Here is a 10,380-nt window from a genome sequence, read left to right as displayed (position 1 = left end):
TTCAGTTATTTATATCCTGATGCAAAGATAGAAAATAGCTTTGATATAAGTATCAAAACAAGTAACAAAAATAATTCAAATAAGGGTATAAATGGACTTTTACAAGAATGTATAAGAAAATGAACTGATTTATATAATAAGTAGATATACAATTAAATACATCCGTGTTTGTAGAAATATTATCCTTTCATCTCTCTTTGATTATATGTATTTATTCTTTTCCCTCTGTTCGGAGGGAGTCGATGAAAAAAAACGTTAAATCTTCGATTTTTCGCAAAAAAACAAGTAAATTTTTGAGCAGTCTACCTTTTAAGACACAAACCATTGATAATCAATGAGAATACGATGCTGCATCGGGAAATAACTGTCGTCATACAGATTGTAATCAAACCAATTCAGTATCACTATTCAGGCTCTCTCTTCTCCAAAAATTTTCTTCATCCACCAGCCCTGTGAGCCGAAAGTCTTTCCGCTCTTTTTCAGTCGAGTTGAGGATGTGACAGACACTCCGCCACCGTGATGTCGTAGTAACACTTCCTGGTGTCGAAGTGATAGATGAACGTTAAAATATTCGCCAATCAGAGGGATTCGCATCAAATAATTTTCATAAACAGCGGGAAAACTCGGAATAATTACCTAAATTTGGAATATCCTGAATAGATGACGCGCGCAATGGCTTTCAAGTTTTTCTCGCTTCTGATAAACGGGTTAACCCCTGTTATTCCGGCTTGGTTCATCATAAACTCGCCACTGGAGGCCGCAGTTATCAAACCGTGGCCAATCGTCTGGACATTGCTCGGGATCAACGTGCTTTTAATTCTGATCGCCTGGAAACACATCGGATATACACGCCGACAACGAGAAACTGGAGCCTTGATGCTGATCGTCAATGCATTTGTTCCATTGGCAACATACAACTGGCTGCTTCCTGCCGAAACACAGCTTTCGTTCCCCATGCAAATTCTACTGTACTGTTCCATGCAGATTGTCTGGATTGTCTCGATTGAAATTGCACCGGATTGGGTCGGACGCATCCGACAGCGCAGAGCCGAAGAGCGAGCCTTGTCGGGCAAACAACACTTCGAGACCAGAGAAGAGGTCCTGAAAAAGCACCGAAACAAGGCATAAAAAATCCTTTTTCTTCCCGGATACGCCCGGTCCAGAGCAGGAAAAGCACCACACAAAAAACAGACTTCGAACCCGCACTTACATATTTCCAAAAAAATCGAGCCGTAAAAATGTCAAAAAAATAATTTCCCATTTCTTTACAGCGTGTCGTTTTGCAATATCAAACAAACACAACACGCAGAATATTAATTGATTAGCATGTATCCACGCATCGGAAACGCATAATTGTGAAACAATGAAAGACGTCGGCATTGAAAAGGCACTGACATACATCGAGCCGGGACCGCTGGTGCTGGTGACCACGTTCGACGGCCAACGGAACAATGTAATGACCATCTCGTGGACGATGGCCATCGATTTTGCACAGCATATCGTGCTGACCACCGGTCCGTGGAACCATTCGTTCACCACGCTGCTGGAAAAACGCGAATGCGTGGTCTGCATTCCTCCGGTGTCGATGCTGGAAACGGCCGTGCGCATCGGAATGGTCAGCGGTGCGGAGGTGGACAAGTTCGAAGAGTTCGGACTGAAGGCTCTTCCGGCCCGGACGGTAAAGGCTCCGCTCGTGGACGGCTGCATCGCCTGCCTGGAGTGCAAAGTAAGCGATTACATCGACCGCTACGGATTCATCATCCTGAAAGTGACACGAGTCGTCGAGAATCCCGATTGCACCGATCGGCGGATCATCCATGCCACAGGAGACGGGACCTTCACAGCAGACGGCGAATCCTTCAACTGCCGGGAACTGATGCTGGCAAAACTTCCTCCCGGTCTGTAAAACGGGACGGGAAGCATGCCGCTGTCCGCCCCGTCCCGCCAAAAGCAGACAGCCATTCCGGCCTTATCCAAGGCCCTCCGAAGGCCCACCGCGCCTGCACGCCGCTTTCCGCCGCATGGATCAAGAGATCACGTTCCAAACGGCCGACCCATCCGAACCCTGCGAACAGACGGCACAAAGACACAGAGACAAGACCGGACAACGACCGCCAAACACGATCGCCGACAACACTTCCGCCCCGCCGGCAAATTACGGGAATAAATAAAACGGAGAGACCCCTCTCTACCCCGACACAACACGCCATGAAAGCGAAAATCATCGGATGTACGAATAAAAAAGGAATTGACAACCGGCCGGAGTTCCATTTTCATGCAAAAACAGTATCTTTGCAGTCGTTAAAACCTGCAAACACAATGAACGCTATCACACGCACCGATTTTCACTTCGAGGGTCAGAAAAGCAAGTACACCGGCAAGGTCCGCGACGTGTACGACATCAACGACCAATACCTTGTCATGGTGGTGACCGACCGGATTTCAGCCTTTGACGTCGTCCTGCCCGAGGGTATTCCCTACAAGGGTCAGGTGCTGAACCAGATTGCCGCCAAGTTCCTCGATGCAACGGCCGACATTCTCCCGAACTGGAAAATCGCCGTGCCGGACCCGATGGTCACCGTCGGCCGCAAGTGCGAGCCGTTCAAGGTGGAGATGGTCATCCGGGGCTACCTCTCGGGCCATGCATGGCGGGAGTACAAGGCCGGCAAACGGACGATCTGCGGCGTGGAGATGCCCGACGGGATGGTCGAGAACCAGCGCTTCCCCGAGCCGATCATCACCCCGACCTCGAAGGCGGCCGAAGGCCACGATGAGGACATCTCGAAGGAGCAGATCATCTCCTCGGGGCTTGTGAGCTGCAAAGAGTACGAGCAGCTTGAAAGATACACGCGGGCGATCTACCGCCGCGGCAGCGAAATCGCCGCCCGGATGGGGCTGATCCTCGTGGACACGAAATACGAATTCGGCAAGAAGGACGGGGTGATCTACCTCATGGACGAGATCCACACCCCCGATTCGTCGCGTTACTTCTACGCCGAGGGGTACGAGGAGCGCCTTGCACGGGGCGAGCGGCAGCGGCAGCTCTCGAAGGAGTTTGTCCGCGAGTGGCTCATGGCCAACGGATTCCAGGGACAGGCCGGGCAGCAGGTTCCCGAGATGACGCCCGAGATCGTCGCGGGCATCACGGACCGCTACGTCGAGCTGTACGAAAAGATCACCGGCGAACGGTTCGTCAAGGCCGCGGAGGCGTCCGACACGGAGACGATCCTGCGGCGCATCGAAAAAAATGTCTCCGAATGCCTGAAGAGCCTCGAATAGTCACAAGAGAATATTCCGACCGGAGAACCAAATAAGGAGGACGCGGCAGACAGTGGTGCTTGCCGCGCCTTCCTTATTGAAAGGCACCCGAACGGCCCCCGGCCGCCGGCATTCCGTCCGAGGGGCCATCGTATCCAGACAGCCGGACTGCCCCCCCTCGCCTGTCGGCACTTCCTATTCGGAAGCACTGCACTCCCCGCATCCGGACGGTGCCGGCACCTCCTCCACGCCGCACTCGCAGAAGTGGAAGTCGCGCTGCGCCTTCTCCTTCGGAAAGAGGAAATAGAGACACGACGCCTCCGTGCAGAGTTCGCCCTGCGCATCGAAAATCCGCACGTCGATGCGCACAAGGTTGCGGCGCTGCTCCCCGACGCGGGCCCGCAGCAGGATATGGTCGTCGGTCGTGTGGACGGGCCGGAGGTAGCGCACCTCCATCTTCGACGTCACGCCGCTCGTCTGGAACCTGCGGAAAACGACCCAACTGCTGATTTCGTCGGCCAACGTCGCCTGAATGCCTCCGTGCAGCGTATCGACCCAGCCCTGGAACTCCGGACGCGGACGCCAGCGGCTCACGACCTCCTCACCCTCCTCATAAAACTCCATGCGAAGCCCCTGCGGGCTGTTCGGGTCGCAGCCGAAGCAGCGGTATCCCGCCATCTCGCGCCACGGATTGATGATCTTCTTCATGTTCGATGTCGTTTTCTCTCCTACGAAGATACGACTTTTCCGCGGCCCGTCCAAATCGGACGATCCGCCATTCCGTCGCAAAAGATGGCCGATCCGGGAGCTTCCCGGCAAAAGGCACCACACGAAACGGAGGATTTCGTATCTTTGCATGCCGGACGCACCGAACGTCCCGGCCGATACCGCGACAAAACCATGATCCGACAGAGCGAATTCACGCTGCGGCCCCGCCGCCGGGGTTTCCACCTCGTCACCGACGAGGTCGCCGCCAACCTTCCGCCGCTGCCCCGCACGGGGTTGCTGCACCTCTTTCTGCGCCACACCTCCGCAGGGCTCACCCTCACCGAGAATGCCGATCCCGACGTCCGCACGGACCTCGGCACGATCTTCGACCGCCTCGTTCCCGAGCAGGGCACCGGTTACACGCACACGCTCGAGGGCGACGACGACATGCCGGCCCATGCCAAGGCGGCGCTCACGGGGTGCGAGCTGACGCTCCCGATCGTCGACGGACGGCTCGGGCTGGGCACCTGGCAGGGCATCTGCCTCTGCGAGTTCCGCAACCGCGCCTCGGGGCGGCGCATCGTGGCGACCGTGATCGGAGAATAACGCCCGACGATCGGCACACCGCGGAGAAGGCCCGATTTCCGGCCGCCGATCGCCCTGCGCCGACCTAAAAAGGACGATCTTCGTCCGGATACCGGAGCGCGGGCAGAACCGGACCTGAAAAACAGACCATCCCGGTCCGGACGGAGAGCCGCAACCGGGCCCGAAAAACAGACAAGCACACGACCGCAATATGGAAGCCATCACGCAATTCTTCATCGACTGGGGCTACTGGGGCCTCTTCCTCTCGGCCTTCGTTGCCGGGAGCATCCTGCCGTTCAGCTCCGAAGCCGTCATGATCGTCCTCACGCGCATGGGGCTCGACCCCGTGTGGTGCGTCGTCGCGGCCTCGGCGGGCAACACGCTCGGCGGCATGACCTGCTACTGGATCGGCACGCTCGGGCGCACGGAGTGGATCACCCGCCTGGGCATCACGACACGGCAGCTGGCCCGCGCGCGGAAGTTCCTCGCCGAACGCGGCGCCCTGATGGGCTTCTTCGGCTTCCTGCCGACGATCGGCGAGGCACTGGCCGTCGTGCTGGGGCTCATGCGCAGCAACGTCTGGATCACCGGCGCGTCGATGCTCGCCGGCAAGGCCCTGCGCTACGTCGTACTGCTGCTCACCTTCGAGGGGGCCGCATCGCTCTTCTGACCCGGCGCCCCTGCACCCTCCCCGTTCCGACAAAAGTTTATGCTACTTTATACTACACCCATGAATCCCGATCCCGAAATCCGCGAAACCGACTCTCCATCCCACGATCTGCTGATGCTGGCCGACGAAAGCCCGGAATCCGTCGCCGACTATGTCGGCCGCAGCCGCTGTTTTGTCGCGCAGCTTGCCGGGCGGACCGTCGGCCAATACCTGCTGCTCCACACGCGCCCCTTCACGGCCGAGGTGGTCTCCATCGCTGTCGATCCGGCCTGCCAGCGCCGGGGAATCGGCACCGCCCTGCTGCACCATGCCATCCGCACGGCCCGTGCGGCGGGGTTCCGGCGGCTGGAGATCGGTACGGGAGAGACCGGCACCGGACAGATCGCCCTCTACGAACGCTGCGGATTCGTGCGCTGCGGCATCGACCGCGACTATTTCCGCAGGTACTACCCTGCCCCGATTATCGAAAACGGCATCGAATGCCGCGACATGGTCCGCCTCGGCATGGAGCTCCGGCCCGATGCACCGTCCGAAAGATGATGCATCTGCACCACGGCCTGCACGTCCTCTTCGCCAGGCGCATCGGCCATGAAAAACGGTCCGGCTCCCGCTGACGGGGGCCGGACCGCTCTCTGACCGATGCGTGAAGCTATGCCTTCGCGGCGAGGGGTGCAGCCTGCGTGTAGACGCGTGCGGCGAGCTCCTTGTCGAGCATGTAGAGCCCGAACTTGTTGCCCTCGACGGCCTCGCAGGCCTGAATCATCTCGCGGGCCGACTCCTCCTCCTCGACCTGCTCGTCGATGAACCAGGCGAGCATGTTCACCGAGGCGAAATCGTTGTCCTCGCGGGCGATGGCGGCGAGGTTGTTGATCATGGCCGTCACCTTCTTCTCGTGTACCAGCGTATCCTGGAACATCTCCAGCGGCGAGGCCCACGACGTGCGCACCTCGGCAATGGGCTTGAGCGTCACGGCGGCGTCGCGCGAAAGGATGTAGTTCATCAGGATGCGGGCGTGGTCCTGCTCCTCCTGGAACTGGACGTAGAACCAGTTGGCGACACCCTTCTGGCCCTTGGCCTCGGCGTCCATCGACATCGAAAGATACAAATAGGCCGACCACAGTTCGGCATTGATCTGCTCATTGAGCGCTTCGTGCAGTTTCTTGCTTAACATAACGGTTGTTGTTTTAAGTTCATGTCATTTGTTTCTGTGGCAAATATACAACTGTTTTCCAAGATTGCACAACATTTTCGATTATATCATTTTATAGTGTCATAAACAAGACCAATAGCACCTCCGGAGGGCCGTCAGCCCGCATTTCCGGGTCCGGAAATGCGGGCTGACAATGCGGGAAGCGCCCGCGGGATCAGAGGAGCGTGCCGTCGGCGCGCACCCGGAGCCGGACCTCGCGGTCGGTGCGCGGCTCCTCCAGCTCGACTTCGTACCACTCGCCGTCGGGCGTCTCGACCAGGTCTACATCCTCGATCTCCCACGCCCCGTACTCCGACGCACGCACGGCGCCGAGCACCGCGTCGGGCACCTCGCCCGTCCGCACTTCGGTCCGGGTCTCCAGCCAGTTGCCCTCCGCGTCGAAGAGCAGTTCACGCACCGTGCGGCCGTCGACGATCTCCACCTCGTACTGTCCCCGCTCAAGTTCCGTATCGACGATGCGGGCATCGGGATAGTGCTGCGCGAGGAACTCCTGCACGGCCTGCGGAAGGCCCGAGGGCAGCAGGTCGGCATGATCGCCGCCGTCCGTATCGGGCAGGGCGCTCAACAGGATGCCGTCCTCGGCATAGAGCAGCTCGTATTCGGACTCGCCGCGCTCGACTTCAAGCGAGTAGACCGTCTCGAGCCCGCGGCGTGCGAGCATCTCCACGTCATCCACGCGCCACGACGCATATTCGCCCGTCTCGAATGCCGTGCGCACGGCCTGCGGGAGCTCCCCGTAGCGGATATCGGTCTCGGTCATGTGCCATTCGCCGGCCGGAACGAACCAGGCCTGGGCCGGGGTGCCGGCCTGCCGGAAGCCCGCCACCAGATAGCCGCTCCGGTCTGCCCAGCAGACCTCCGTGGCCTGCGGGAACATCTCGCGGAAGGTCTTCTCCACGGCCGGCGGCACATTCGTGAAACGGTCATCGTCCTCCCTGTCGCAACCCGTCGCGGCGAAGAGCGCCAGCACGACGGCGGACAGCATCATCCATTTTTTCAGCATGTTTGCAGTCATAGGTCAAAATTCGTTTTACAGTCAATAATCAATTATCAGCATCGCATCGTTGCGTTGTCTTTGCCGTCTTCCTGCCGTCTGCGGGCGGTCAGTCGTCCATGTCCGTCAGGCGGAACTTCCGGTCGAAGGTCAGTTCCGTCCCGTTGTCGAGCTTGACCTCGTATTCGCTGCGGTCGCGCTCGATCGAGACAATCCGGCACGCGGGAAAGAGCCGCGCCACCTCGTCGGCAATCTGCCGCGGAACAGCCGCCGCGGGGACCTCGCCGTACTTGCAGTCGACCTCCTTCCAGGCGCCGTCCTTCGCGAACTCGACCTTCGCCCCGTTGACAAAGACCACCTTGTACTCCTTGTCGAAAAAGTCCTCATCCACCTTGGCATAGGAGACCTCCAGCCCGTCGAAATGGGTGCGCAGGAACTCCCGTGCGACGGCGGGCAGCTCCCCGACGACAATCGGACGGTCGTTGCCGGCCGCTGCCGGAAGCGTCAGCGCCGAGAGCAGGACCCCGGTCAGTATCATTCGCACTCTTTTCATGGTTGTTTCCGTTTTGACGTTTGTTTTCCGTATCTTTCCGGGAACAAAGGTGCGGCGGAAAACTGAAACGAATCTGAAACGGCCGGTCCGGGTGCTGTTTTTTTCAAAAAAAAGACAGCCGCCCCGCAGGCAGCCGTCTTTCAATCTGCACGATATCGCCCCCGCGGCAACGTATGGCCGCGTACCGGGCCGACGGCCCGAAGCGGGGAACCCGGAACACGGGGCACCGCCCGGCGGCCGTCACCGGACCGTCACCGTAAAACTGTGCATCCCGTCCCCGTAGGCATATTCGATGCGCAGGCCCGAGAGGCGGCAGATGGCCTCGGCAATCGAGAGCCCCAGCCCGGTCGACCCCTCCTTCTTCGTCCCCTGATAGAAACGGTCGAAGACATGCGCGGCATCGAGCGGCCCCGCGGCCCCGCTGTTCGCGACGCGCAGGCTGCGCGGCGTAATCGTCACGACAATCTCACCGCCCGCATCGCCGTGTACGAAGGCATTTTTGAGCAGGTTGCTCACCAGGCTCGCCGCCAGCGTCGGGTTCATGCGGACCACGAGACGCTCCCCGTCATGCAATGTGAGGTGCATGCCGCGCGAGGCGTAGATTTCCGAGAGGTCCTCGGCCGTGCGCCCGGTCAGGGCGTTGAAATCGACCTCCCCGGTCTCGGGGAACTGCCCGTTGTCGATTTTCGAGAGCAACAGCAGCGAGCGGTTCAGCCGCACGAGGTAGTCGAGCGTGCGCTGCACCTTGGCAATCTCGCCCAGTTGCGCCTCGGAGAGCGTTGCCCCCTCGTCGACTAACATCTCCAGCCGGTTGCGGCAGACGGCCAGCGGCGTCTGCATCTCGTGCGAGGCGTTGCCGATAAACTGCTTCTGGCGGTCGAAGAGCTGTTCGGCCCGCGCCGCATAACGGCTTGCCGCCTCGTTCAGCCGGCGGAACTCCGTGATGTCCGTGTCGCACGCCAGCGGCGGGTTCTTCGCCCCGACCGTGTATTCGTCGAGCCAGCGCAGCAGCGCGTGCAGCGGCCGCAGCGTGCGATGGAGCACCAGCACGTTGACCGCCAGGATTGTCAGCAGCAGGAAGAAATAGAGCCAGACAATCCACCAGAGGATTGCCTCGCGCAGCTCGTCCTTCTCGAAGGTCGGCGTCATCACCGTGAGCTCGAACCAGCGGCCGTCGCGGTCACGGAAAATCGTGCGCAGCACGCGTGCCGGCTCCTCGTCATCCCGTTCGGGGATGTAGATTTCCTCGTCCGTATAGCTTTCATGCGACCGCCGCCGGGCATACTCCTCCCCGACCTCCGTCAGGAAATAACCCTCGTTGCCCGAAGCCGTCGACGCGACCTCGCGGCCGGAGAGCTGCTGGGCAATGATTACCTCGGCACGGTGCTCGAGCGCATCGTCCGTCTCGTCGTTGATCTCGTCGACGAGCGTCACGTAGAAAAAGAGGGCCCACGCCGCCAGCAGCAGCGACAGCACCCACGAAATATGGAGGATAATCCGGTAGACGAGCTTCACGGCTGTACGAGTTTGTAGCCGAAACCGTAGACGGCACGTATCTCCGTGTCGGCCCCCGCATCGGCAAGTTTGCGCCGCAGGTTCTTCATCTGGGCATAGACGAAATCGAAGTTGTCGACCTGGTCGATGTGGTCGCCCCACACGGCCTCGGCCAGCGTCGCCTTGTCGACCGTATGGCCGGGGCGGCTCATGAAGTAGCAGAGGATGTCGTACTCCTTGCGCAGCAGCTCGACGGGACGCCCCGCCACCTCCACGCGGCGGCTGTCGGGATAGACGCGCACGTTGCCCGCCTCGAGCGTCTGCTCGCCGCCGCGCTGGTGTCGGCGCAGCACGCTGCGGATGCGGGCGCTCAACTCCGCGAGGTGGAAGGGCTTGGGCAGGTAGTCGTCGGCCCCGAGCTCCAGCCCCTCGATCTTGTCGTCGAGCGAGTCGCGCGCCGAGATGATGATGATGCCGGCGCGGCGGCGCTGCCGCTTGAGCTCCTCGAGCAGCCGCAGGCCGCTGCCGTCGGGCAGCATGATGTCGAGCAGGATGCAGTCGTAGTCGTAGGCCGCAATCTTGTCGAGCGCCGAGGCGTAGTCGGCGGCCTGCTCGACGACATACTGCTCGCGCAGGAGCGTGCGGACCATGATCTCCCGCAGGGAGGGTTCGTCTTCGACAATCAACAGTTTCATACGGATTCGTTTTGTGCAAAGGTAGCGGGCCTTTCTGAAAGGAAACCGAAATGCCGCGACCGCAGACCAAAGATACGCAAACTCGCCCGATTTCGGATGGATTTAGGAAGAATAATGTAAACTATTGGGCTTTCAGGGAGATACGCAGCATTATTCCGCATTTGTAAATGTGTGCTTTGAAGCCGTTTTTTGAATAGTTAAGCGAAAAAATTG

12 protein-coding genes are annotated in these 10,380 nt (G+C 59.4%); 6 read left to right on the top strand and 6 right to left on the bottom strand.

Translation table 11 applies throughout. The features are described 5' to 3' along the window. Nucleotides 1-672: 672 nt before the first annotated feature. The 3 genes from Q1Y33_RS03265 to Q1Y33_RS03255 all read left to right on the top strand — a co-directional run bounded on the left by Q1Y33_RS03265 (nt 673) and on the right by Q1Y33_RS03255 (nt 3,279). The gene (locus Q1Y33_RS03265; protein ID WP_300798230.1) at nt 673-1,128 is read left to right on the top strand and encodes a hypothetical protein; all 456 of its coding nucleotides are present in this window, start codon (nt 673-675) and stop codon (nt 1,126-1,128) included. A 235-nt stretch (nt 1,129-1,363) separates the two neighbouring features. Beyond that, a complete protein-coding gene (locus Q1Y33_RS03260; protein ID WP_300798228.1) occupies nt 1,364-1,906 on the top strand; it encodes a flavin reductase family protein in 543 nt (180 codons plus the stop codon). Between the two features lie 413 nt (nt 1,907-2,319). Continuing rightward, the gene (locus tag Q1Y33_RS03255; RefSeq protein ID WP_300798226.1) at nt 2,320-3,279 is read left to right on the top strand and encodes a phosphoribosylaminoimidazolesuccinocarboxamide synthase; all 960 of its coding nucleotides are present in this window, start codon (nt 2,320-2,322) and stop codon (nt 3,277-3,279) included. 174 nt (nt 3,280-3,453) lie between these two features. On the opposite strand, the gene Q1Y33_RS03250 is transcribed toward Q1Y33_RS03255, so the two are convergent. Continuing rightward, the gene (locus tag Q1Y33_RS03250; RefSeq protein WP_300798224.1) at nt 3,454-3,966 is read right to left on the bottom strand and encodes a PaaI family thioesterase; all 513 of its coding nucleotides are present in this window, start codon (nt 3,964-3,966) and stop codon (nt 3,454-3,456) included. A gap of 192 nt (nt 3,967-4,158) precedes the next feature. Here Q1Y33_RS03250 and Q1Y33_RS03245 point away from each other — a divergent pair, with 192 nt between their 5' ends. The 3 genes from Q1Y33_RS03245 to Q1Y33_RS03235 all read left to right on the top strand — a co-directional run bounded on the left by Q1Y33_RS03245 (nt 4,159) and on the right by Q1Y33_RS03235 (nt 5,761). Further along, nucleotides 4,159-4,572, top strand: a complete 414-nt coding sequence (locus tag Q1Y33_RS03245; protein WP_300798222.1) for a secondary thiamine-phosphate synthase enzyme YjbQ — start codon at nt 4,159-4,161, stop codon at nt 4,570-4,572. Between the two features lie 190 nt (nt 4,573-4,762). Then, nucleotides 4,763-5,221, top strand: a complete 459-nt coding sequence (locus tag Q1Y33_RS03240; RefSeq protein ID WP_300798220.1) for a DedA family protein — start codon at nt 4,763-4,765, stop codon at nt 5,219-5,221. Nucleotides 5,222-5,260: 39 nt separating this feature from the next. Then, entirely contained in the window at nt 5,261-5,761 is a 501-nt protein-coding gene (locus Q1Y33_RS03235) for a GNAT family N-acetyltransferase (protein WP_300798218.1), read from the top strand. 109 nt (nt 5,762-5,870) lie between these two features. Here the strand turns inward: Q1Y33_RS03235 and Q1Y33_RS03230 are convergent, their stop codons facing one another. The 5 genes from Q1Y33_RS03230 to Q1Y33_RS03210 form a co-directional block, all read right to left on the bottom strand. Further along, nucleotides 5,871-6,392 carry a ferritin gene (locus Q1Y33_RS03230; protein WP_300798215.1) on the bottom strand — a complete coding sequence of 174 codons (522 nt, stop codon included), beginning with the start codon at nt 6,390-6,392 and terminating at the stop codon, nt 5,871-5,873. A 193-nt stretch (nt 6,393-6,585) separates the two neighbouring features. Then, nucleotides 6,586-7,446 (bottom strand): PepSY-like domain-containing protein, encoded by an 861-nt coding sequence (locus Q1Y33_RS03225; protein WP_300798213.1) that lies wholly within the window; start codon nt 7,444-7,446, stop codon nt 6,586-6,588. Between the two features lie 88 nt (nt 7,447-7,534). After that, nucleotides 7,535-7,978: a PepSY-like domain-containing protein gene (locus tag Q1Y33_RS03220; RefSeq protein WP_300798211.1), complete on the bottom strand. Its 444-nt coding sequence runs from the start codon at nt 7,976-7,978 to the stop codon at nt 7,535-7,537. Nucleotides 7,979-8,218: 240 nt separating this feature from the next. Continuing rightward, nucleotides 8,219-9,493 carry a histidine kinase dimerization/phospho-acceptor domain-containing protein gene (locus tag Q1Y33_RS03215; RefSeq protein ID WP_300798209.1) on the bottom strand — a complete coding sequence of 425 codons (1,275 nt, stop codon included), beginning with the start codon at nt 9,491-9,493 and terminating at the stop codon, nt 8,219-8,221. Further along, nucleotides 9,490-10,167: a response regulator transcription factor gene (locus tag Q1Y33_RS03210; RefSeq protein ID WP_300798207.1), complete on the bottom strand. Its 678-nt coding sequence runs from the start codon at nt 10,165-10,167 to the stop codon at nt 9,490-9,492. The genes Q1Y33_RS03215 and Q1Y33_RS03210 overlap by 4 nt, the downstream gene beginning before the upstream one ends. Nucleotides 10,168-10,380: the final 213 nt, after the last annotated feature.

This window comes from uncultured Alistipes sp. (assembly GCF_949296715.1).
Taxonomy (GTDB): Bacteria; Bacteroidota; Bacteroidia; order Bacteroidales; family Rikenellaceae; genus Alistipes.
Note: the sequence above shows the minus strand (reverse complement) of the source record. Positions and strands in the feature narration are given on the sequence as shown.

Coding starts and splice junctions, on each gene's coding strand:
- Q1Y33_RS03265 (WP_300798230.1), top strand. CDS start 673: ATGGCTTTCAAGTTTTTCTCGCTTCTGATAAACGGGTTAACCCCTGTT.
- Q1Y33_RS03260 (WP_300798228.1), top strand. CDS start 1,364: ATGAAAGACGTCGGCATTGAAAAGGCACTGACATACATCGAGCCGGGA.
- Q1Y33_RS03255 (WP_300798226.1), top strand. CDS start 2,320: ATGAACGCTATCACACGCACCGATTTTCACTTCGAGGGTCAGAAAAGC.
- Q1Y33_RS03250 (WP_300798224.1), bottom strand. CDS start 3,966: ATGAAGAAGATCATCAATCCGTGGCGCGAGATGGCGGGATACCGCTGC.
- Q1Y33_RS03245 (WP_300798222.1), top strand. CDS start 4,159: ATGATCCGACAGAGCGAATTCACGCTGCGGCCCCGCCGCCGGGGTTTC.
- Q1Y33_RS03240 (WP_300798220.1), top strand. CDS start 4,763: ATGGAAGCCATCACGCAATTCTTCATCGACTGGGGCTACTGGGGCCTC.
- Q1Y33_RS03235 (WP_300798218.1), top strand. CDS start 5,261: ATGCTACTTTATACTACACCCATGAATCCCGATCCCGAAATCCGCGAA.
- Q1Y33_RS03230 (WP_300798215.1), bottom strand. CDS start 6,392: ATGTTAAGCAAGAAACTGCACGAAGCGCTCAATGAGCAGATCAATGCC.
- Q1Y33_RS03225 (WP_300798213.1), bottom strand. CDS start 7,446: ATGACTGCAAACATGCTGAAAAAATGGATGATGCTGTCCGCCGTCGTG.
- Q1Y33_RS03220 (WP_300798211.1), bottom strand. CDS start 7,978: ATGAAAAGAGTGCGAATGATACTGACCGGGGTCCTGCTCTCGGCGCTG.
- Q1Y33_RS03210 (WP_300798207.1), bottom strand. CDS start 10,167: ATGAAACTGTTGATTGTCGAAGACGAACCCTCCCTGCGGGAGATCATG.